This window comes from Streptomyces swartbergensis (assembly GCF_002148965.1).
In the GTDB taxonomy this organism is placed as follows: Bacteria; Actinomycetota; Actinomycetes; order Streptomycetales; family Streptomycetaceae; genus Streptomyces; species Streptomyces swartbergensis.
The window spans coordinates 1-21,502 of sequence record NZ_NGFN01000134.1; the positions used below are offsets into that span (position 1 = coordinate 1).

Annotated in this window: 22 protein-coding genes and 1 pseudogene; 11 read left to right on the top strand and 12 right to left on the bottom strand. The window is 71.4% G+C overall.

Going from position 1 to position 21,502, the window contains the following annotated elements; all coding sequences use genetic code 11:
- A partial coding sequence (locus tag CA983_RS21620) for a GntR family transcriptional regulator (protein ID WP_143645528.1) occupies nucleotides 1–308 on the bottom strand: 308 nt, incomplete at its 3' end.
- A gap of 47 nt (nucleotides 309–355) precedes the next feature.
- Here CA983_RS21620 and CA983_RS21625 point away from each other — a divergent pair.
- The 3 genes from CA983_RS21625 to CA983_RS21635 are packed head-to-tail and all read left to right on the top strand — an operon-like array spanning nucleotide 356 to nucleotide 2,033.
- Nucleotides 356–874 (top strand): carboxymuconolactone decarboxylase family protein, encoded by a 519-nt coding sequence (locus tag CA983_RS21625; protein ID WP_086602555.1) that lies wholly within the window; start codon nucleotides 356–358, stop codon nucleotides 872–874.
- Nucleotides 871–1,317: a carboxymuconolactone decarboxylase family protein gene (locus CA983_RS21630; RefSeq protein ID WP_086602556.1), complete on the top strand. Its 447-nt coding sequence runs from the start codon at nucleotides 871–873 to the stop codon at nucleotides 1,315–1,317. Before CA983_RS21625 ends, CA983_RS21630 begins: the two co-directional genes overlap by 4 nt.
- Nucleotides 1,314–2,033: an isocitrate lyase/PEP mutase family protein gene (locus CA983_RS21635; RefSeq protein WP_086602557.1), complete on the top strand. Its 720-nt coding sequence runs from the start codon at nucleotides 1,314–1,316 to the stop codon at nucleotides 2,031–2,033. The genes CA983_RS21630 and CA983_RS21635 overlap by 4 nt, the downstream gene beginning before the upstream one ends.
- Before the next feature lie 6 nt (nucleotides 2,034–2,039).
- On the opposite strand, the gene CA983_RS21640 is transcribed toward CA983_RS21635, so the two are convergent.
- The 9 genes from CA983_RS21640 to CA983_RS21680 all read right to left on the bottom strand — a co-directional run bounded on the left by CA983_RS21640 (nucleotide 2,040) and on the right by CA983_RS21680 (nucleotide 14,302).
- Nucleotides 2,040–2,996 carry an ABC transporter substrate-binding protein gene (locus CA983_RS21640; protein WP_086602558.1) on the bottom strand — a complete coding sequence of 319 codons (957 nt, stop codon included), beginning with the start codon at nucleotides 2,994–2,996 and terminating at the stop codon, nucleotides 2,040–2,042.
- Between the two features lies 1 nt (nucleotide 2,997).
- On the bottom strand, nucleotides 2,998–4,947 hold the full coding sequence (locus tag CA983_RS21645; RefSeq protein WP_086602559.1) for an ABC transporter permease: 1,950 nt from the start codon (nucleotides 4,945–4,947) through the stop codon (nucleotides 2,998–3,000).
- Nucleotides 4,947–6,020: a quaternary amine ABC transporter ATP-binding protein gene (locus CA983_RS21650; RefSeq protein ID WP_086602573.1), complete on the bottom strand. Its 1,074-nt coding sequence runs from the start codon at nucleotides 6,018–6,020 to the stop codon at nucleotides 4,947–4,949. The genes CA983_RS21645 and CA983_RS21650 overlap by 1 nt, the downstream gene beginning before the upstream one ends.
- Nucleotides 6,021–6,052: 32 nt before the next feature.
- Nucleotides 6,053–7,585 carry a GMC family oxidoreductase gene (locus CA983_RS21655; protein ID WP_086602560.1) on the bottom strand — a complete coding sequence of 511 codons (1,533 nt, stop codon included), beginning with the start codon at nucleotides 7,583–7,585 and terminating at the stop codon, nucleotides 6,053–6,055.
- Between the two features lie 141 nt (nucleotides 7,586–7,726).
- A complete protein-coding gene (locus CA983_RS21660) occupies nucleotides 7,727–9,247 on the bottom strand; it encodes an aldehyde dehydrogenase family protein (RefSeq protein ID WP_086602561.1) in 1,521 nt (506 codons plus the stop codon).
- A 300-nt stretch (nucleotides 9,248–9,547) separates the two neighbouring features.
- Entirely contained in the window at nucleotides 9,548–10,537 is a 990-nt protein-coding gene (locus CA983_RS21665) for a malate dehydrogenase (RefSeq protein ID WP_086602562.1), read from the bottom strand.
- A 465-nt stretch (nucleotides 10,538–11,002) separates the two neighbouring features.
- On the bottom strand, nucleotides 11,003–12,304 hold the full coding sequence (locus tag CA983_RS21670; RefSeq protein ID WP_167407428.1) for a helix-turn-helix domain-containing protein: 1,302 nt from the start codon (nucleotides 12,302–12,304) through the stop codon (nucleotides 11,003–11,005).
- Nucleotides 12,305–12,684: 380 nt separating this feature from the next.
- Nucleotides 12,685–13,149: a DUF3017 domain-containing protein gene (locus tag CA983_RS21675; RefSeq protein WP_086602574.1), complete on the bottom strand. Its 465-nt coding sequence runs from the start codon at nucleotides 13,147–13,149 to the stop codon at nucleotides 12,685–12,687.
- A gap of 298 nt (nucleotides 13,150–13,447) precedes the next feature.
- The gene (locus tag CA983_RS21680; protein ID WP_086602564.1) at nucleotides 13,448–14,302 is read right to left on the bottom strand and encodes a bifunctional methylenetetrahydrofolate dehydrogenase/methenyltetrahydrofolate cyclohydrolase; all 855 of its coding nucleotides are present in this window, start codon (nucleotides 14,300–14,302) and stop codon (nucleotides 13,448–13,450) included.
- Between the two features lie 275 nt (nucleotides 14,303–14,577).
- Here CA983_RS21680 and CA983_RS21685 point away from each other — a divergent pair, with 275 nt between their 5' ends.
- The 5 genes and pseudogenes from CA983_RS21685 to CA983_RS21705 all read left to right on the top strand — a co-directional run bounded on the left by CA983_RS21685 (nucleotide 14,578) and on the right by CA983_RS21705 (nucleotide 18,460).
- Entirely contained in the window at nucleotides 14,578–15,165 is a 588-nt protein-coding gene (locus CA983_RS21685; protein ID WP_086602565.1) for a hypothetical protein, read from the top strand.
- Nucleotides 15,166–15,298: 133 nt separating this feature from the next.
- Entirely contained in the window at nucleotides 15,299–16,045 is a 747-nt protein-coding gene (locus CA983_RS21690; RefSeq protein ID WP_086602566.1) for an FHA domain-containing protein, read from the top strand.
- Nucleotides 16,042–17,613, top strand: coding sequence for a serine/threonine protein kinase (locus CA983_RS21695; RefSeq protein ID WP_086602567.1), 1,572 nt, complete (start codon nucleotides 16,042–16,044; stop codon nucleotides 17,611–17,613). The genes CA983_RS21690 and CA983_RS21695 overlap by 4 nt, the downstream gene beginning before the upstream one ends.
- Nucleotides 17,614–17,728: 115 nt before the next feature.
- Nucleotides 17,729–17,968 (top strand): annotated as a pseudogene (locus CA983_RS21700) (ALF repeat-containing protein); the annotation flags it as partial.
- A gap of 75 nt (nucleotides 17,969–18,043) precedes the next feature.
- On the top strand, nucleotides 18,044–18,460 hold the full coding sequence (locus tag CA983_RS21705) for a DUF3592 domain-containing protein (RefSeq protein ID WP_086602569.1): 417 nt from the start codon (nucleotides 18,044–18,046) through the stop codon (nucleotides 18,458–18,460).
- A gap of 82 nt (nucleotides 18,461–18,542) precedes the next feature.
- On the opposite strand, the gene CA983_RS21710 is transcribed toward CA983_RS21705, so the two are convergent.
- A complete protein-coding gene (locus CA983_RS21710) occupies nucleotides 18,543–18,740 on the bottom strand; it encodes a DUF397 domain-containing protein (RefSeq protein WP_086602570.1) in 198 nt (65 codons plus the stop codon).
- Entirely contained in the window at nucleotides 18,718–19,572 is an 855-nt protein-coding gene (locus CA983_RS21715) for a helix-turn-helix domain-containing protein (RefSeq protein ID WP_208637011.1), read from the bottom strand. The genes CA983_RS21710 and CA983_RS21715 overlap by 23 nt, the downstream gene beginning before the upstream one ends.
- Nucleotides 19,573–19,689: 117 nt before the next feature.
- On the opposite strand from CA983_RS21715, the gene CA983_RS21720 reads away from it, so the two are divergent.
- The 3 genes from CA983_RS21720 to CA983_RS21730 all read left to right on the top strand — a co-directional run.
- On the top strand, nucleotides 19,690–19,908 hold the full coding sequence (locus CA983_RS21720; protein ID WP_086602571.1) for a hypothetical protein: 219 nt from the start codon (nucleotides 19,690–19,692) through the stop codon (nucleotides 19,906–19,908).
- The gene (locus CA983_RS21725; protein ID WP_086602572.1) at nucleotides 19,905–20,279 is read left to right on the top strand and encodes an ATP-binding protein; all 375 of its coding nucleotides are present in this window, start codon (nucleotides 19,905–19,907) and stop codon (nucleotides 20,277–20,279) included. Before CA983_RS21720 ends, CA983_RS21725 begins: the two co-directional genes overlap by 4 nt.
- 167 nt (nucleotides 20,280–20,446) lie before the next feature.
- Nucleotides 20,447–21,502, top strand: a 1,056-nt coding sequence (locus CA983_RS21730) for a serine/threonine-protein kinase (RefSeq protein ID WP_143645529.1), incomplete at its 3' end; no start/stop codon positions are given.

Here is a 21,502-nt window from a genome sequence, read left to right on the forward strand (position 1 = left end):
GTGCGTTCCCGGGGGTGGGGTGCCGTGCCCGTCGGCGGGACCACCGCCCGGTCGGCGACCCGGGTCCCCGACCCCTGCCGGGCGGTGAGCCAGCCCTCGGCGACCAGGTCGGCGTAGGCGTCGGCGACCGTGTTGCGGGCGATGCCCAGGTCGGCGGCGAGCGCGCGGGAGGAGGGCAGCCGGGTGCCGGGGGCCAGCCGGCCGGAGCGCACCGCCTCGCGCAGGGCGTCGGTCAGCCCCCGGCGCAGGCCCGGGCCGGTCGGCTCCAGGTGCAGGTCGACGCCCAAAGTGGCCCACTGTTCCGCCATGGAAATGGACCATACCCCTGGGCTGGTTCCTTCCTAGGGTCGAGGGCATGACGACGCACACCCCTGACACGACGATCACGACGACCGTGGAGTACGCCCCCGAGCAGCCCGCCCGCCTGGACTGGGCCAAGCACGCGCCCGAGGTCTACAAGGCGATGGTCCGGCTGGAGATCGCCGCCCGGCAGGGCCTCGACCACAAGCTGTACGAGCTGGTGAAGATCCGCGCCTCCCAGATCAACCACTGCGCCTTCTGCATCGACATGCACACCAAGGACGCCCTCGCGACGGGTGAGAGCGTCGAGCGGATCCTCCAGCTCAGCGCGTGGGACGAGTCGCGGCACTTCTACACCGCGAAGGAACTCGCGGCCCTGGAGCTGACCGAGGCCGTGACGGTCCTGACGGACGGTTTCGTGCCGGACGAGGTCTACGAGCAGGCCGCGAAGCACTTCGACGAGGCCGAGCTGGCGCAGCTGATCGCCGCGATCACGGCGATCAACGCCTGGAACCGGTTCGGGGTGACGTGCCGTATGGCGCCGGGGCACTACCAGCCGGGGCAGTACAAGTGACGACCCGGACCCGGCTGCTCGACCCGGCGGTCGGCCGGGCACTGTCCGCGCTCAGCAAGGTCGCCAAGCAGGGCCTCGGCGACCCGGCCCTGGCCGAGCTCGTCGTGATCCGCGCCTCGCAGCTCAACCACTGCGCGTTCTGCCTCGACATGCATCTCGCGATCGCCCGCGAGTACGGGGTGAGCCAGAAGCAGCTCGACCTGCTGGCGGCCTGGGAGGAGGCCGGGGACGTCTTCGACGAGCGGGAGCGGGCCGCGCTGGCGCTGACGGAGGCGGTGACGGTGCTGACCGCCGGTTTTGTGCCGGACGAGGTGTACGAGCAGGCCGCGAAACACTTCGACGAGGCCGAACTCGCCCATCTGATCGGCCTGGTCGTCGCCATCAACAACTGGAACCGGGTGATGGTCAGCCGCCGGATTCCGCCAGGGGGTCACACGCCATGAGCAAGGCCGACGTGTTCCGCGCCCTGCACCACCACCGGGCGCCCGGCGATCCCCTGGTCCTGCCCGGCCCCTGGGACGCGGCCAGTGCCCGGGTGTTCGCCGAGGCCGGGTTCCCGGCGCTCGCCACGCCCAGTGCCGGGGTCGCCGCCTCCCTCGGCTACGAGGACGGGCAGGTCCCGGCCGACGAGATGTTCGCGGCGGTCGCCCGGATCGTCCGGGCCGTCGACGTGCCCGTCTCGGCGGACGTGGAGGGAGGGTACGGGCTCGCCCCGAAGGAGCTCGTGGAGCGGCTGCTGGAGACGGGGGCGGTGGGCTGCAACCTGGAGGACTCCGAGGGCGGGGTGCTCAAGGATCCGCGCGAGCATGCCGACTGGCTGGCCGAGGTACGGTCGGCCGCGGCGGACCGGCTCTTCGTCAACGCGCGCGTGGACACCTTCGCCTGCGGGGTCGCCGATCCCGAACGGGCCATCGAGCGGGCCGCGTTGTACGTCGCCGCGGGGGCCGACTGCGTGTACCCGATCGGTGCCCCGCCGGACGTTCTGCCGCTGCTGCGGGCCGGCATCCAGGGGCCGATCAACGCGGGGGCCCCGACCGAGGGCGGCCCCACGCCCGCCGAACTCGGCGCGCGAGGGGCCACCCGGATCACCTTCGGGCCGGGGCTCCAGCGGCGGGCCGCCCGGGCCCTGCGGGAGATCGCCGCCGGCCTGCGACCGTAGGGACGCTCAGGACAGCCACTTCTTCCACGTGGACCGGTGGCTGTCCACCCACTTCTTCGCCGCGTCCTCCGGCGTCATCTTCTTGTCGGCGATCATCAGGGAGACCTCGTTCTGGTCCTCGGTCGTCCACTTGAACTTCTTCAGGAAGGCCGCCGCCTTGCCGCCGTTCTTCGCGAAGCCCGAGTTCAGGTACTTCTGCAGCGGCGTGTGCGGATAGGCGCAGGCGACCTTCTCCGGGTCGGCGTCGCAGCCCTCCTTGTACGGCGGCAGCTTCACCTCGGTCATGGGGACCTTCTTGAAGAGCCACTGGGGCGTGTACCAGTAGGTGAGGAAGGGCTTCTTCTCCTTGGCGAACTGCCTCATCTGCGTGATCTGCGCCGCCTCGGAGCCCGCGAACACCACCTGGTAGTCCAGCTTCAGGTTCTTCACCAGCGCCTTGTCGTTGGTGACGTAGGACGGCGAACCGTCCATCAGCTGGCCCTTGTCGCCGCTCTCCGGGGTGCGGAACAGGTGGGAGTACTTGTTGAGGTTCTTCCAGTTCGTGATGTCCGGGTGCTGCTTGGCGAGGTACGTCGGGACGAACCAGCCGATGTGGCCGGTGACGCCGAGTTCGCCGCCGGGGGCGATCGTCTTCTTGTCCTTGACGTACCGCTGCTCCTGGTCGGGGTGGCCCCAGTCCTCCAGGATCGCGTCGACGCGGCCCTGGCTGAGGGCGTCCCAGGCGGGCACCTCGTCGACCTGGACGGTGTCGACGCGGTAGCCCAGCTCGTGCTCCAGGAGGTACTGGGCGACGGCCACGTTGGCCTGGGCGCCCACCCAGGACTGCACGGACAGGGTCACGGTCTTGGCGCCCTGCGCGTTGGCGTAGGGCGAGGCCTGCTTGGTCATGTCGGCGGCGCCGCAGCCGGTGAGCAGCGCCAGGGAGCTCACCGCGGCGACCGCGGCAGTGGTACGGACTCGCATGTCACGCTCCCTTCTTCGCACGGCGTTCGGTGGGCTGGGTCACCCGGTCGAGCATCAGGCCGAGGCAGACGATCGCCGCGCCGGCCACCAGACCGGTCGCCAGGTCGCCCTGGGCGAGGCCGAAGACGACGTCGTAGCCGAGCGCGCCACCGCCGACCAGGCCGCCGATGACGACGACGGCGAGGACCAGGACGAGGCCCTGGTTGACGGCGAGCAGCAGGGCCGGGCGGGCCAGCGGGAGCTGGACCTGCTTGAGCTGCTGCCAGCTGGTCGCGCCGAGCGAGCCGGAGGCCTCCAGCGCGGCCGGGTCGACCTGGCGCAGGCCCTGGGTGGTGATGCGGACGACGGCCGGGAGGGCGTACACGATCGCGGCGGCGACGGCCGGGGCGCGGCCGACGCCGAACAGGGCGACGACCGGGATCAGGTACACGAACTGCGGCATCGTCTGGAAGACGTCCAGGACCGGGCGCAGCAGCCGCTCCAGGCGGTCGCTGCGGGCCGCGGCGATGCCGGTGGCGAAGCCGATGACGAGCGTGACGGCGACGGCCGCGAGGACCTGCGACAGTGTGTCCAGCGACGGCTTCCAGACGCCGAGGACGCCGATCGCGGCCATGGCGAGGACGGCGGTGAGCGCGGTGCGCCAGGTGCCGATCACCCAGGCCAGGGCGGCGACGATCAGCAGGACCGACCACCAGGGCAGCCACTGGAGGCCGTCGCGCACCGGGTCGAGGACCCAGGTGGTGAAGTGGCCGGCCCAGTCGGCGGTGCCGCCGATGACGGGGACGCCCGAGTAGAGGTGCGCGGTCATCCAGTCGACGGCGCGGTTGACGGGCTCGGCGATGTTGACGGCCCAGGCGTCGGGCCAGTCGAGCCGGCCCGCGAGGCGCCCGGCGACCGCCACGGCGACCACGCCGACGAGGGCGAAGAGCCAGCCGAGGCCGCTGCGGGGCTCCGGTTCGGCGCCGAGCCGCTCCCCCGCCGCGCCCGTGACGCGGTCCAGGACGACGGCCAGCAGCACGATCGGGATACCCGCGGCGAGCGCGGCACCCACGTCGACCGAGGCCAGTGCCTGGTAGACGCGGTCACCGAGACCGCCCGCGCCGATGACGGCCGCGATGACGGCCATGGACAGCGCCATCATGATCGTCTGGTTGACGCCGAGCAGGAGTTCCTTGCGGGCCAGCGGGAGCCGGGCGGTCAGCAGCCGCTGCCGTGCGGTGGAGCCGAGCGACTCGACGGCCTCCAGCACCTCCTTGTCGGCGCCGCGCAGGCCGAGCGAGGTCAGGCGGGCCATGGGCGGGGCGGCGTAGATGACGGTGGCCAGGACGGCCGCCGGGACGCCGATGCCGAAGACCAGCACGACCGGCAGCAGGTAGGCGAAGGCGGGCAGCACCTGCATGGTGTCCAGGACCGGGCGCAGGACGCGGTCCATCCGGTCGGACAGCCCGGAGGCGAGCCCGAGCAGCAAGCCCACCACGACCGACGCGAGGACCGCGACAACCATCAGGGCGAGCGTCTGCATGGTCGGCACCCACATGCCGAGCAGGCCGCAGGCGAGAAACGCGACGGCCGTGCCGAGCGCGAGCCGGATGCCCGCGACGCGCCAGGCGACCAGCGCGCCCAGGGCCGTGACGCCCGCCCAGCCGATGGCCAGCAGGGTGAGGTAGACGGCCCGTACGGCGATGACGACGACGTTGCTGATGTGGCCGAAGAAGTACAGGAACAGCGGGTGGCTGTCGCGATTGTCGATGATCCAGTCGCTGGCCTTGGCGAGCGGCTCGGAGAAGTCGACGGTCAGCGCGCCGGGCCAGGCGCCGCTCGCCCAGCGGGCGTCGGCCAGCGGCACGAGGATCGCGGCGGCCAGGGCGAGCAGCAGCAGCTTGCGGACGGCCGGGCGCTTGAGGAGCCCGGGCAGGCCGATACGGGGCGGGGAGGCGGTGATGGTCGCCATCACACCGCCTCCTTGGGCTGCTCGGTCCCCGGCGGGGCGGGCTGGTCCGTGCCGGCGACGACGCCGAGCAGGGTGTCGGAGTCGATCACGCCCACGCAGCGGCCCTCGTCCATGACACGGGCCGGTGCGCCGGCGCGGGCGACCGCCTCGATGGCCTCGGAGACCGTGGCCTCGGGCCGGACCGCCGGTCCGCTGCCGTCCTGGTCCGCCGAGGGGCGGCGCATGGCCGTGCGGACGGTCATGACCTGCTCGCGCGGGACGTCCCGGACGAACTCGCGGACGTAGTCGTCGGCGGGCGAGCCCACGATCTCCTCGGGCGTGCCGAGCTGCACGACCCGGCCGTCGCGCATCAGGGCGATGCGGTCGCCCAGCTTGAGGGCCTCGTTGAGGTCGTGGGTGATGAAGACCATCGTGCGGCCCTCTTCCTGGTGCAGCCGGACGACCTCGTCCTGCATGTCGCGCCGGATCATCGGGTCGAGCGCGCTGAACGGCTCGTCGAACAGCAGGACCTCGGGGTCGACGGCGAGTGCGCGGGCGAGGCCGACGCGCTGGCGCTGGCCGCCGGAGAGCTGGCCGGGGCGGCGGTGCTCCATGCCCTCCAGGCCGACCTTGGCGACGACCTCGGCGGCCCGCTCACGCCGCTCGGCCTTGCCCATGCCCTGGATCTCCAGGCCGTAGGCGACGTTGTCGAGGACCGTGCGGTGCGGCAGCAGGCCGAAGTGCTGGAAGACCATGGCGGCGCGGTGGCGGCGCAGTTCGCGCAGCCGGGAGCGGTCCATGGCGCGGACGTCCTCACCGTCGATGGCGATGGTGCCGGCGGTCGGCTCGATCAGCCGGGTCAGACAGCGCACCAGCGTGGACTTGCCGGAGCCGGACAGGCCCATGACGACGAAGACCTCGCCCTTGCGCACGTCGAAGCTGACGTCCCGGACGGCGGCCGTGCAGCCGGTGCGGGCGCGCAGCTCGGCGGGGTCGAGGGCGGTGAGCTCGGGGTCGGCGGGAACGCGGTCGGCCTTGGGGCCGAACACCTTCCACAGGCCCTCCACCGAGAAGACGGGCGTCGTGGTGTCCATGGTCTGCTCCGTGGGGGGTTCGAGGGTCGCGGTCACCGGGAACCACCACCGATCAGCTCGGCGGCCTTCTCCCCGACCATGAGCACGCCGATCATCGGGTTGACGGTGGTCATCGTGGGGAACACGGAGGCATCGGCGATGCGGATGCCTTCCAGGCCGCGGATGCGCAGCTCGGGATCGACGACGGCCGTCCGGTCGTCGGCGGCGCCCATCTTGCAGGTGCCCGCGGGGTGGTAGACGGTGTGCGCGACCTTGCGGGCGTACTCGCCGAGCTCCTCGTCGCCGGTGACGTCCGGGCCGGGGGCCACCTCGCGCTTGAGCCAGCCGGCCAGCGGTTCGGTCCTGGCGATCTCGCGGGCGATCTTGATGCCGTCGACGAGGGTGCGGCCGTCGTAGTCGTCCTCGTCGGTGAAGTAGCGGAAGTCCAGGGCGGGCTTGACCTCGGGGTCGGCGCTGGTCAGGTAGAGCCGGCCGCGGCTCTTCGGCTTGGGGATGTTCGGGGTCATCGAGACGCCGAACTCCGGCCGCTGGTAGCCCAGTCGCTCCGGGTTGTCCGTGAACGGGATCTGGTAGAAGTGGAACATCAGGTCGGGGTGCGGCAGTTCGGGGTCGCGGCGCACGAACAGGCCCGCGTCGGAGTCCATCGCGGAGTTCTCCGGGATGGGTCCGTTGGTCTCCCACACGATGACCGACTCGGGGTGGTCGAGCAGGTTCTCGCCGACGCCCGGAAGGTCGTGCGTGACGGGGATGCCGAGCTTCTCCAGGTCGGCCTTCGGGCCGATGCCGGAGTGCATCAGCAGCCGGGGCGAGTCGACGGCGCCGGCGCACAGCAGGACCTCGTTGCGTGCCTTGACGAGGATCTCCTCGCCGTCCTTGGTGCGCACGTGCACGCCCTCGGCGCGGTTGCCGTTCAGCTCCAGCTTGTACGCCCAGGTCTCCAGCAGGATCGTCAGGTTGGGGCGCTCGTCCATCACCGGGTGCAGATACGCCACCGACGCCGAGGACCGCTTGTTGTTCTCGGGGTGGTAGGCGAGGTCGAAGAAGCCGACGCCCTCGGTGAACGGCTTCTGGTTGAAGCCCTCCACGCGCGGCACGTCCAGCGCCGCCTGGGCGGCGTCGACGAAGTCGCGCGCGATGGCGTTCCGGTCCTTCTCGTCGACGGGGACGATGTTGTTGAGCAGACGCGCGAAGTACGCCTCCATCTGCACCGCGCCCCAGCCCTTGGCGCCGGCGGCCTCCCACTCGTCCCAGTCGGCGGGCAGCGGCTTGAACGCGATCAGCGTGTTGTGCGAGGAGCAGCCGCCCAGGACCCGGGCCCGGCTGTGCCGGATGTGCGAGTTTCCGCGTGGCTGCTCGGTGGTGGGGTAGTCGTAGTCGAGTTCGCCGCCCAGCAGGCCCATCCAGCGGCGCAGGGTCAGCACGTCGTCGCGGCCGACGTCGCTGGGGCCGCCCTCGATGACGGCGACGGAGACGTCGGGGTTCTCGGTCAGGCGGGAGGCGATGACGGAACCGGCGGTTCCGCCGCCTATGACGACGTAGTCGAATTCGTGGGTGTTATCGGGCATGGGCGTGGTACTCCAGGGGGGACTGAGGTCTGTGGGGAGTCGGGGATCCGGGGAACGAGGTGCGGAGGATGCCGTCGGGAGTCCGGGTGCGGTCGGGGGTCCGGGTGCCGTCGGGAGTCCGGGTGCCGTCGGGAGTGCGGGTCAGCCCGCGAACCAGCGCACCGGCTTCGGCGCGAGGTTCTGGTAGACGTGCTTGGTCTCGCGGTACTCGGCGAGACCGGCCGGGCCGAGTTCGCGGCCCACACCGCTCTTGCCGAAGCCGCCCCATTCCGCCTGCGGCAGGTAGGGGTGGAAGTCGTTGATCCAGATCGTGCCGTGCCGCAGCCGGCCGGCGACGCGCCGGGCGCGACCGGCGTCGGCGGTCCAGACGCCGCCCGCGAGCCCGTACTCGGTGTCGTTGGCGAGGGCGACGGCCTCGTCCTCGGTGCCGAAGGTCTCGACGGTGAGGACCGGCCCGAAGACCTCCTCCCGCACGACGCGCATCTCGCGGTGGCAGTGGTCGAGGACGGTGGGCTCGTAGAAGTAGCCGTTCTCCGGGCGCTGCGGGGAGGGCTCGGGGCGCTTGCCGCCGGAGCGCAGTACGGCGCCCTCCTTGAGGGCGGACTCGACGTACATCTCGACCTTGGCGCGCTGCTGCTCGGAGACCAGCGGGCCGCACTCGACGCCGTCCTCGGTGCCGCGGCCGAGCCGGATCTTCTCGGCCCTGCGAGCGAGTTCGGTGACGAACCGATCGCGCACGGACTCCTCGATGATGAGGCGGGCGCCGGCCGAGCAGACCTGGCCGCTGTGGATGAAGGCGGCGTTGAGGGCCTGGTCGACGGCGGTGTCGAAGCCCTCGTCGGTGGCGCAGGCATCGGCGAAGACGACGTTGGGGTTCTTGCCGCCGAGTTCGAGGGCGACCTTCTTGACGGTGGGCGCGGCGGCCTGGGCCACCTTGGTGCCGCTGATCAGGCCGCCGGTGAAGGAGACGAGGTCGACGTCGGGGTGCTCGGAGAGGCGGGCGCCGACCGTATGACCCGGCCCGGTGACGATGTTGGCGACTCCGGCGGGCAGTCCGGCCTCGACGAGCAGCTCGATCAGCGCGATGGTCGTCATCGGGGTGATCTCGCTCGGCTTGACGATGAAGGTGTTGCCGGCGGCCAGGGCCGGGGCGATCTTCCAACTGGCCTGGAGCAGCGGGTAGTTCCAGGGCGTGATCATCGAGCAGACACCGATGGGCTCGTGCACGACGACGCTGTGGATGTCGGACGAGCCCGCGTCCACGACCCGGCCCGGGCTCTCGGCCGCGACCAGGTCGGCGAAGTACCGGAAGGCGTCGGCGACGCAGTCGATGTCGACGCGGCCTTCCTCGACGGTCTTGCCGGCGTCACGGCTCTCCAGCAGCCCGAGCTGCTCGCGGTCGCGCACGAGCAGGTCGGCGACGCGGCGCAGCAGCGCGGCCCGCTCGGCGACGGGTGTGCGCGGCCACTCCCCCTCGTCGAAGGCGCGCCGGGCGGCGGCGATCGCCAGATCGGTGTCCTTCTCGTCACCCTCCGCGACCACGGCGAACGGCAGGGCGTCCGCGGGGTCGAGGATCTCGCGCGTGGCGCCGGAGACGGCCGCACGCCATTCCCCTCCCGCGTGGATGGTGCTGCGCGCCTGGAGTTCGTTGCTTTCCGCCATGATCGCTTTCGCCTTCCGTTCCTGATCAGCGCCCCTGTGTCACAGATGTGTCACTAAAGACCGAGTGCGCCTGCCCTGGTCGCCCGGATGCATGCGCGATCGGTGGCCGAAAGTGCGCTGTGTCACTGGAGATGCGGGCAATCAGGGTGAAAGCGGGCACCGATCAGGCATGGCGATGTCAGCGACGCCACGAGGACCGGGTCCGGAAAGCCCGCAGGCCCCGTACCGGTCGGAACCGGTACGGGGCCTGCACGGGAACGCGGAGAGACTCCGGTCGGATGGGTCGGAGAGTCCGGCGACTCAGATGAGGCCGAGGCCGCGGACCGCCTCGCGCTCCTCCTCGAGCTCCTTGACGGAGGCGTCGATCCGGGCGCGGGAGAACTCGTTGATCTCCAGACCCTGGACGATCTCGTACTTGCCGTCCTTGCAGGTGACCGGGAAGGAGGAGATCAGGCCCTCCGGGACGCCGTAGGAGCCGTCCGACGGGATGCCCATGGAGACCCAGTCGCCCTCGGGGGTGCCGTTGACCCAGGAGTAGACGTGGTCGATGGCGGCGTTGGCGGCGGAGGCGGCCGACGAGGCGCCACGGGCCTCGATGATGGCGGCGCCGCGCTTGGCGACGGTCGGAATGAAGTCCTCGGCCAGCCACTTCTCGTCGTTCACGACCTCGGCGGCGTTCTTGCCGGCGACCGTGGCGTGGAAGATGTCCGGGTACTGGGTGGCGGAGTGGTTGCCCCAGATGGTGAGCCGCTTGATGTCGGAGACCGTGGAGCCGGTCTTCTTCGCGAGCTGGGTCAGGGCGCGGTTGTGGTCCAGACGGGTCATCGCGGTGAACCGCTCGGCGGGTACGTCGGGCGCGGCGGCCTGCGCGATGAGCGCGTTCGTGTTGGCCGGGTTGCCGACGACGAGGACCCGCACGTCGTCCGCGGCGTGGTCGTTGATCGCCTTGCCCTGCGGCTTGAAGATGCCGCCGTTGGCCTCCAGCAGGTCGCCGCGCTCCATGCCCTTGGTGCGGGGGCGGGCGCCGACGAGCAGGCCCACGTTGGCGCCGTCGAAGGCGACGTTCGGGTCGTCCGTGATGTCGATGCCCTTCAGGAGCGGGAACGCGCAGTCGTCCAGCTCCATGGCCGTGCCCTCGGCCGCCTTCAGGGCGGGCGTGATCTCCAGCAGGCGCAGCTTCACCGGCACGTCCGCGCCGAGCAGCTGACCGGAGGCGATGCGGAAGAGCAGGGCGTAACCGATCTGGCCGGCCGCGCCGGTGACGGTGACGTTCACGGGAGTGCGGGTCATGGCGTTCTCCGTATGACAGCTGGCGGTGGGGCGTCCCTGCCCCGGACGTTTGATCGATCTCTTGGCGTCAAGAGATCCATCCAGCGGTCAGGCTATCGCGCATCCGGGATCCCGGACGGCCGGGTCGGTGTGGCCCACCCCACAACTCACCCCGCACCCGCACAAAAAGGCGGCCGCCCGTCCGGGAGAGGAGGACGAAGGCGGCCGCCTGGGGGGAACCGACCAAGCCGGACTCCCGTGGGGGTACGGTTCGCGTGCCCGCGATTCCGCCGGGCAATCCTCCCTCTCCGAAATTCGTTCCCCCGACCGGTTCCGCTGCCGGGGGCCCAGGCGGTGAGCACCTGACACCGGGGTCAGCCCGAGCCGGGCGCCGCGGCGAGGCGCGATGGACTCCCCACGGGCGCGAACCCGAAAGCCGGGCGCCCGCCGGACGTCACGCGTCCCGCGAGGCGCCAGGCGGTCCCCCTACTCCGTGCAGCCCTGCCGGCCGGACGCGAGCGTGGCGCAGGCCTTGGCTGCGGCGGCGTTCTTCACGGACACCATCGGGGTGTACGCGATGGTGTCGCCGGCGACGGTGATGTTCCCGGTCTGCTTCGCCTTGCCCGCGCTGACCTGGACCTCGTCGCCCTGCGCCGCCTGGGTGATGCGGCCCCAGGCCGCCTTGCAGGTGTCGCTGTAGCGGACCTCGACGACGGTCGTGCCGACGGTCGCGGTCTGGGCCGTGGTCACCAGGTCACCACTGCACCCCATGCTCTCCGCGTCCTTGCCGGTGCAGCTGTCGCCGCTGCACTTCACGCCGGGCGGCAGATCCGGGTTGGTGCTGGCGGTCGGCGTGGGCGACTTGGTGCCCCCCTTGGCCTCGTCGTCGCCACCGCCACCGGTGAGGTAGAACGCGCCGGCGATCACCACGAGCACGCCCACGACACCCGCGAGGAACGTCGCGGTCCGCCGCTTGCCGCCAGAACCACGGGGACCGTCGGAACCACGAGAGCCGCCGGTGCCACCGGCACCGACCGCACCACCGGCACCCGCCGGGACGGCGTCCTGCGGCGGTGCGCCGTACGAGCCCGCCCCGGCGGCCGGTGTCCGGACGGTTCCGGGACCCGAAGCGGGCGTGGAGCCGGTTCCCGCGCCGGCGGTACGCCCGTGGCCCTGGGCCGGGCCCTGGTACCCGGCCACTCCCCACGAGTTGACCCCGGTCGAACCGCTCCGGCCGCCGCCGTCCTCCCGTACACCGCTGCCGGTGGAGTCCTGCACCTCGGGGGCCGTCGGCTGCGGCGGCACGGTCGGAGCCACGCCTGCCGGGCCCGCGATCCCCGGCGTGACCGTGGCGCTGCCACTTCTGCGGGCCGGCCGGCCGCCGCCCGCGGAGGCCGACTTGCCGTCGCCCTTGGAACCGGCCGAGGGGCTCCCGAAGTCCTGCCCGCCGAACTCCCCGAGCGCGGCGCGCGCCTGGGAGATCCGTATGGCCTCCATCGTCATGTCGTGCCGCATCTCCGAGCGGCTCCAGGCACGCTCGGCGAGCTCCCACATGGTGGTGAGGTGCACCGGGTTGGTCCCGGTGACCTCGGCCAGCGCCACGATCGCGCCCTTGGGCGCGAGCAGCCGGCCGTTCAGATAACGCTCCCACGACGTCTTGCTGTAGCCCGTGCGGTCCGCCACCGACGCGATGCTCAGACCACTGCGGTCCACGAGTCTGCGCAGCTGGCTGGTGAACTCCCTGATCTGTGGATCGAGCTCATCCGGCAAGGCCCTCCAACGAGGCATTGCGTCCCACCTCTTCCCCCCGGTACGTGCTGTTATTTCCCGCGCTGTTCGCCCCGCGCGTCGGCGGCCTTGGCCGAGTCCCCGTTCTGGCTACCCACAGGGATGCGTCCACTCAGGATCTCAGTTCCCTGAGCGGGGGCGCACAGAAGCACAGAAGCCGCGCGCGATACACCCTGGACCGTCCCGATTGTCCATGCCAACCCCGTGGTTGCACCAGTTCGTGCCGAATCTGCCGGAGGAAGTACCGGAACCAGTACCGGAACCGTCACTTCCGTGCCACAGCGCGCTGACAGCCGTTGAACAGGCTCTTCGCCGTGCAGGAGGGTTGGCCGTGGCGGCGGCCCGTCCTTCCTCGGGGGAGAGGACGGGCCGCCGTCCGGTCACTCGCTGGTGACCGTGAAGTGCAGCGTGTCCTTAAGGAACGGGATCTGGAGCCAGGGATTCGGCTGCGCCATCATCGCCAGCAGGACGATCGCCAGGCCCATGACGCCGTACGTGACGATGTCCGTGAACCGGGAGCGGACGGCGAGCATGCCGACGTCCGGCAGCAGCCACCGCATCGCGCCACCGCCCAGCAGGGCGATGCCGATCAGCAGCGTCCCGAGCCGGAACTGACCGAACGCGGTCACCACCAGCCCGAGTCCGACCAGCCCCAGCACGGCGAGGACAGGCCACTGCCGCGCCGGCGCGAACGCGTCCCCGGAAGCGGCCCGGCCACCGCCCTCGGGCCGCGCGGTGTCCTTGGTGAACAACGGAAACCGCCGGGTGACCCGCCGCGGCCGCCCCTCGGCATCGGGCGCGCTGACGGGGTCCCGCACGGTGAGCTCGCCGCCCTCCTCCCGCACCCCCGGGCCGGCATCACCGTCGCGCGCGCCCGGCGCGTCCCGCTCGCCCTGCCCGTCCTGCGCGCTCCGGCCGGCCGGGGCGTCCGGGGCGCCCTCCGCGCCCGCGCCGCTCCGCTCACTCCGGCCGCTCGACGCTCCGGCAGCGCTCGGAACGGCGGCCGGGGCATCCCGGGCGTTCCGCGCGCCCCGGCCGGCCGGAGCACCCTCCGCGCCCGCGCCGTTCCGCGCGCTCCGGACGGCCGACGCACCCTCCGTGTTCCCGGTGCCCGAGGCGCTGCCCGCGCTCCCCGCGTCCTGTTCAGCCGACACTGCGCTCCGCCGCCTCGACCACGTTGACGAGCAGCTGGGCGCGGGTCATCGGGCCGACTCCGCCGGGGTTCGGGGAGATCCAGCCGGCGACCTCGGCCACGTCGGGGTGCACGTCGCCCACGATCTTGCCCTCGGCGCTGCGGGAGACGCCGACGTCGAGGACGGCCGCGCCCGGCTTGACGTCCTCGGCGCGGATCAGATGGGCGGAACCGGCCGCGGCGACGATGATGTCCGCGCGCTTGAGGTGCGCCGACAGGTCACGCGTGCCGGTGTGGCACTGGGTCACGGTCGCGTTCTCGCTGCGCCGGGTCAGCAGCAGCGGCATCGGCCGGCCGATGGTCACACCCCGGCCGACCACCACGACCTCCGCGCCCTTGATCTCCACGCCGTAGCGGCGCAGCAGGGTCAGCACGCCGTTGGGGGTGCAGGGCAGCGGGGCCGGCTCGTTCAGGACCAGACGGCCGAGGTTCATCGGGTGCAGGCCGTCCGCGTCCTTGTCCGGATCCATCAGTTCCAGGATGCGGTTCTCGTCGATGCCCTTGGGCAGCGGCAGTTGCACGATGTAACCCGTGCACGCCGGGTCCTCGTTCAGCTCGCGGACGGCCGCCTCGATCTCCTCCTGCGTCGCCGTGGCCGGCAGCTCGCGCTGGATGGAGGCGATGCCGACCTGCGCGCAGTCACGGTGCTTGCCGGCGACGTACTTCTGGCTGCCGGGATCGTCCCCGACGAGGATCGTGCCGAGGCCGGGCGTGACGCCCTTCTCCTTCAGCGCCGCCACGCGGGCGGTCAGATCGGACTTGATCGCGGCTGCGGTGGCCTTGCCATCGAGAATCTGGGCGGTCATGACCCCATCCTCGCGGATGACCCGCCCGCGGTTCCAATCCGGCCGCAATCCGGGCACCGCGGGGCCCGTCCTCCCGTATCCGCCCATGATCAGCGATGTTGCACTTGCACAACACATCGGGAATGCGGCTGGACAAGCCCGTCAGTGGTGCAGAACGATGACCTGACAAGTGCCGCGGGCAGCTCAACGGGGGGACGGTCGCAATACTGAAGAACTCTCCTCCGTGCGGATGCCACGCGTCGTCCCCGCACTCGGACCAACGGAGGAAAGCCCCCATGAGCTACGGCGACCCGAACAACCCCTACGGCGCTCCCCAGGGACAGCCGCAGCAGCCGCAGCAGCAGCCGGGCTACGGCTACCCGCAGCAGCAGGGGCAGGCGCCCGGTTACGGCTACCCGCAGGCCCCTCCGGTGTCCCCCTACGGCGGGCCCGCCGCGCCGACGACGATGCCGGGCTCGGTGAACGCGGCCAAGGTGATGATGTGGGTCATCGTCGGTCTCCAGGTCCTCGGCGTGGCGTTCTTCGCCTTCGCCGCCGTGGCCCTCAACGCCGCGAAGGACGACGAGTCCCTCAAGGAGAACACCGCCTTCCAGGACCTGGTCGGCCAGTCGACCGGCGTGATCTGGGGCTACGTGGTGTTCGGCCTGGCCTGGCTGGTGTTCGCGGCCGTCCTGGCGACGAAGTTCAAGAACGGCGGCAACGGCGCCCGCGTCACCATCCTGGTCTTCGCCATCATCACCGCCGTCCTCGGCATCTACCCGTTCATCCTCGTGGGCCTGGTGCACACCGTCCTGGCCATCCTGGTCGCGGTGTTCGTCGGCAACGCGAACGGCAAGGCCTGGTTCAACCGCCCCCGTTACTGAAGGGACCGCGGCGAGCAAGCCAGTTCGCGCCAATCACGTCCAAGGGCCGTGTCTCACCCGTACGAGGGGGGCACGGCCCTGGTGCGTCGCCCTAGTCTGACGGTGGTAGCTGTTCAGGCACGGGGAGAGCACCTTGTACAGCATCATCGTGGTACCTCCGCCGACCACGGAGGACGAGCGAGACCGCAGCCAGATCAGACTCGCGCCCGGCGAACGCCTCACCTTCGGCCGGTCCGCGCCCGACAACGGCCTCCACATCGCCCACGACGGGGTGTCCCGCCGGGCCGGTGAGATCACCGCGCAGGGCGCCTTCTGGGTACTGAGCAACTTCAGCCGCGCACAGACCTATGTCGTGGAGAACCCCGAGGGCGCGGGCGAGCACGTCAAGGTCGCGCCGGGGCGGCTGGACGCGCCGATCCCCTTCGAGTTCTCGCGGATCGTGCTGCCCGCGGCCGGGGACCTGCTGCCGCTTCAGGTGTGGGCGCCGCGCCACGACTACCTGAGCGGCTCGGGCGGTCTCGACGGTGCGACGACCGCGCCGGCATTCTCAGTCGACCGCACCAAGCGGTACTTCGCGGTCCTGGCCGCCCTGTGCGAACCGCGCCTGCGCGGCACGCCGCACGCGCCGCTGCCCACCGTCGACCAGGTCGCTGACCGGCTGCGCCCAACCTGGCCGGCCGCGTCCCGCACGTCGGTGCAGTGGAACATCGACTACCTCGCCGTGAAGCTGCGGCTCAAGCCGGGCCCGGAGAGCGCGGACACCGGCCCGCGGCTCAACGGCAAGAAGGAGTCCCTGGTCTCCCTGGCGCTCCGCTTCGACCTGGTCCGCGAGGACGACCTGGGCGTCCTGGCCGGCCCGCCGGGCCGGGTGACCCCGTGACCGAGCCGTACGCCGTTGCGGTGCCGAAGGGCTACCGGGTCGGCGTCTGGGAGGTGCGTGAGCCCCTCGCGACCGGCGCCTTCGGCAGTGTGTACGCGGCTCGGCGCACCGGGGAGAGCACGGAACTGCCCCGGACGGCCGCCCTGAAGTTCCTGCCCACGGGCACGGCCACGCCCCGTCGGCTGACCCATCTGCGCGAGCTGATCGAGCGGGAGATCGAGCTGTACCGGCGGCTGAAACATCCGCGGCTGGTGCGGATGTACGAGACGCTGACGGTCGACGACCCGGACCGCCCGGAGCTGGACGGCGCCACCGTCCTGGTCCTGGAGCGGGCCAAGGGCTCCCTGTCCGCCCTGCTCGCCGCGACGCCCCGGCCCGAGGCCGGTCCCGCGCTGCTCGCGCAGATCTGCGAGGGCCTGGCCCAGCTGCACGGCGCCGGCTGGGTGCACGGCGACCTGAAACCGGCCAACGTGCTGCTGATGGACGACGGTTCGGTCCGCCTCGCCGACTTCAACATGGCTGCCGAACTGGAGGGCACCCACGCCTACACCCCGGCGTTCTCCACCCCCGACTACACCCCGCCCGAGCTCCTGTGGACGGAGATCGGGGAACGGGGCCGCCGGATCCGCCCGTCCGCCGACGTATGGGCCTTCGGCGTCCTCGCGCACCTCGTCCTCACCGACTCCTTCCCGCTGCCCGGCGCGACCCCGGCGGCCCGCCGCGACGCGGCCGCCACCTACGCCCGGGGCACCGACGAGCTGCGGCTGTCACCCGAACTTCCCGACGACTGGCGGCGGATCATCTCCGCCTGCCTGACCCGCACCCACCAGGACCGCGTCTCCGGCGAGACGCTGCTGCGCCGCGTCGAAGCCGCAGCGGGCGCAGGCCACCGCGCCTTCCGCCTGCCCCGGCTGCGCCCGGCCCGCCACCTGCGCCGCACGTCCCTCGCCGCGATCACGACCGCCGCGGCGACCGCCCTCGCCGCCCTCGCCTACGGCATCAGCGTCTGGGCCGACGGCGCCCGGGGCAGCGGCGGCAGCGGCTCCGGCGCGTCCGCGAACGTCTCCGCCGCCGCGTACGGCGCCTCCGAACTCCGCACCGACCGGGGCATCCCGCCCGCCTACCGGCTGCTGATCGTCGAGACGGCGCACGACTGCGACCAGAAGGACGTCACCCCCGTCCTGATCGCAGCCATGCTGAAGGTGGAGAGCGACTTCGACCCGGACCTCGCGGACCCCGCCAACGACGAGTACGGCATCGCCCGCTGGACCCCGCGCGTGCTGCGCTGGTGGATGAACGAGGACGGTACCCCCGGGGAGACCGTCCCCCAACCCCCCTTCCCGCCGGCCGAGTCCATCCCGGCGATGGGCCGCTACCTGTGCTGGATCGCGCCGCGCCTGCACGAGGACCTGCCGGGCGACCGGCGGGTCCTGATCGCCACGGCCTACCGGAGGTCGTACCGCACGGTGAACGCGGCGGGCGGCGTCCCCCCGGACGTCCGCGCCTACGCCGACCGCATCGCCCACTACCTCAAGGAGTACACGCCCCCGGACCGCAACCCACCCTGAGCGGTCTGAGGTGCCCCCGTCGTCCCGATACCGGTTGGGAGGAGGGGGACGACTCCATGTACAGCGTCATCGTCGTACCATCCTCTTCCTCGCCAGGCAGAACGGCGACAAGGCGGTCATCCGAGAGGCGAACGAGGCCCTCGACACCAACACCCCGGAAGCCCTGCGCGCCTTCCTCGAAACCGGCTACCGCCTCGCCCAGGCCGAGGACGACCGCGTCGCCGTCTTCCGCATCCTGGCCGACCCGGACATCAGCGACGCGCGGCGCGCGGCGGCGGAGGCGGCCCTGGAGGACGGCACGCCCGAGGCCCTGCGGCACTTCCTGGAGGTCGGCCAGTACGAGGTGGACGGCTGAGGCCGAGCCGTTGCCGGAGCCGCCGGGGCCTGCTAAGGGTGACATGAGAGGGCGCGTGCCGAACGGGGGGATGCCGTGCTGCGCTACTGGGCGTTGTTCTGCGTCATCGGCGCCGCCGTCTCCGTGCTGGTCGCGTTCCCCAAGGCACAGCGCGAGCGCCGGCTGAAAAAGCACGGCCGGACCGCGACCGGGATCTGCCGAGGGCACCTCAACCCCGAGGCGGAAAGCGAGCCGATGCGGGTCCGCTGCGGCATCCGGACCTACCCGGAGCAGAAGGGCGAGATCTGGGTCGTCGTCCGGACACACGAGCGCATCCCCCAGGTGGGCGAGCAGTTCACCGTCGTCTACGACCCGGAGGACCCCCTCCACGCGGAGAGCCTGGACGTGATCCGCGAGTCCCGGGTGTGGGGCTACGGCGACCTCGCCTCGCTGCCCGTCTGGGCCCTGCTCTTCCTCCTCTACGGGGGCTGCATGGCGGCGGCCTCCGACTGACCGGCTGCTGCCCGTCGATCCCGCCGCTGCCGCCCCAGTACTTCGCCGGCCAGCGCTGGACGTTCTTGGCCTGGGCGGCGACTCAGAGGGACCGGATGAAGACGTCCCAGGCGCGGGCGGGAAACACCAGGGCTGGGCCGTGCGGGTTCTTGGAGTCGCGGACGGGGGTGATGCCGGGGAGGTTGTCGGCGACTTCGACGCAGTCCGCGCCTTGACCATTGCTGTAACTGCTCTTGCGCCAGGCGACGGAGCTCAGGTCAATGCCCTTGCTGCGCTTCATGTCTGTAATTCCTCGCTGCTTCTTCGATCAAGGCTAGGGATGCCTCGGGTGGGAGTGCGACGGCCCTGAGCAGATCGTACGACCTGCGGTACTCCTTCACGAGGGCCGGAAAGTCGGCCATCTGCCCGTCGAAGTTGCTTTCCGTCCACACCAGCGGCGGCGCGTCAGGGAAGCTCATGATCTTGGCCATCCCGTACATGAGGGGGTGCGCCACTGTCGTTTGCGGGACGACCTGCAAAACGCTGTCCGAGGCACGGATCACGTCGAGGATGTGCTCCAGCTGCTCGGCCATCTGCTCCGGCGGAAGCAGCGCATCCCGGATGAGCGACTCGCGGAGGATGCCCCAGTAGGCAGGCCGGTCCTCGCGGTTCCACAGCTCAGCGCGCACCAGTCGCGCGCGGACACGCTGCTCGATCAGCTCCCTCGACGCCGTCGGCTCCCCGTGTTGCATGAGAACCCGCATGTACGGCTCGGTCTGCAGGAGCCCGGGAATGACGCTGGGCGCCCACTCCTCCAACGTCTCTGCCTGCTTCTCCATGTCCGGCACGTCCGCGTAGTACAGCGGATGCCCCACCCGCCGTGCCCTGGCCGCGTCTTCACACCGCCGCTGGAAAAACCCGTCCGTCCCGAGCCGCTCGTCCACATGCCGGGCGAAGTCCATCGGCATTCCCCGCTCCCCCCGCTCGATCTGGCTGAGGAACGAGATCCCCCGGAAGCTCCCTTCCACCAACTGCTCCAGCGTCAGTCCCGCTTGCTCCCTCCGGTAGCGCAACTCGGCGCCGTAGAAGCAGGGAACGCTCGTCGACGCGTCAGGGTCCTTCTTCGCGGGCACAACCCACCACCGCCGTTTCTCACTTGCTCGYGCACAGCCGAAACCCCTTTTCACGGTACGCAACTCGACGCCAGTCTGTGAGCGATTCATCACAGACCGCACACGGAGGCGTCCCTCATGCACCCCCACCCCCAGCCCCACCACGAAACCGATGCCTGCGTCGAAGACCTCCGCACCGCCCTGGAGGCGAACGGCATCACGCTCCCCTCCCTCGGCGTCGACCTGCCGACCTTCGCCGGCACGCTCCCCACCCGGCCTCTCATCGCACTCGGYAACTGCAACCAGGCCACCGCCCGCGCTCTCATCGCCGCCCTGAACAAGGCGGCCGGCCAGTGACCGAACCCCTCGTCCTCGAACTGCTCGCGCTCCCCAAGGCCGTACCCGAGGTACGTCACGCCGTACGCGAGCACCTGGGCGTGCCCTGCCCCGAAGTCCAGCTCTGCGTCAGCGAGTTGCTCACCAACGTGATCAACCACGTCGGCGAGGGCGCCTCGGTGACCGTCCGCCTGTTCCACGCCCCGGACGGCCGTATCCGACTGGAGGTCACCGACCCCGACCCGCACGCCTGGCTCGTCGCACGCCGCCCGGGCGAAAACGACGAGACCGGCCGCGGCCTCCTGCTGCTGGACGCGGTCGCACGATGCTGGGGTGTGTGGCTGACACCCGCCGGTCAGACCGTGTGGTGCGAACTCCTCCGCACCCCGTGAAGCGGCATACCTGGGATGTTTCAGGTTCCACCCGACATGACCATCAAGACGACGGCCAAGCGAATCAGCGCCCGGTCATCGGGTCACTCCCCCGCCCCACGCGATAGCCTCACGTCAATTGGTGGGACTCAGCAGCGCGTTGGGAAGAAGCAGCACTCGGGGGATCGATGACAGACCAGCGGCAGCCCGTGCCGTCATACACCCCGGCGTCCGGTGACGCCGCTCTGCGGCAGGCTGGGGCGACACCGCTCCAGCCGCCGGATCCGGGGCGCATCGGACCGTACGTACCGCTCGGACGGCTCGGCACGGGCGGCATGGGCCGCGTCTACCTCGGCCGCCCCGCCGACAACGCCCCCGGCCTCGCCGCCGTCAAGGTGATCCGCCCCGAGTACGCCGAGGACTCCCGCTTCCGACGGCGTTTCGAGCGGGAGGCCGCCCTGCACGTCCGGGTGCGTACAGCGCGGGCGCCGCAGCTGCTCGGCACCGGATTCGACGACTCCTTACTGTGGATGGCGACGCAGTATCTGCCCGGCCTCAACCTCGCCGACGCCGTCCGCGAGTGCGGCCCGCTCGACGTCGCCGGGGTGTGGCGGCTGGTCGGCGATCTCGGGCAGGCTCTGGCTGCGCTGGCCGTCGCCGGTGTCGTGCACCGGGATCTCAAGCCGTCCAACGTGATCCTTTCCCAGCAGGGCGCGCACATCATCGACTTCGGTATCGCCCAGGCCACCGACAGCAGCGCGATCACCTCGACCGGGCACCGGGTCGGCACGCCCGCGTTCATGGCGCCCGAGTATCTGCGCGAGGGCCACTGCGACACCGCCTCCGACGTCTTCTCACTCGCGGGAAGCCTGATCTACGCGGCCACGGGACGCGCCCCTTTCGGTGACGGGACGGGCGTCGACGTGATGCACCGTGTCGCGTTCGAGGAGCCCAAGCCCGAGATCATGGCCGGACTCGCGGCCCGGGACGCCGGACTGGCCGCGCTGTTGTCCGCCTGCCTCTCCAAGGATCCCGCCGGCCGTCCCACCCCTCGGCAACTGACCGAGGCCGCCGCGGTCGCCGGGGACCCCCACGCCGCCTCCTGGCACGAGCCGCTGGACGGCCGGCTGCTCGCCCGACGGCAGGCCTGCGACGTACTGGAACGTTTCGCCGTGCAGAAGGCCGTTCACGAGACCGTCCAGTTACGTACTCCGGCGCAGGGAACGGCGGTTCCTGCCCTCGAC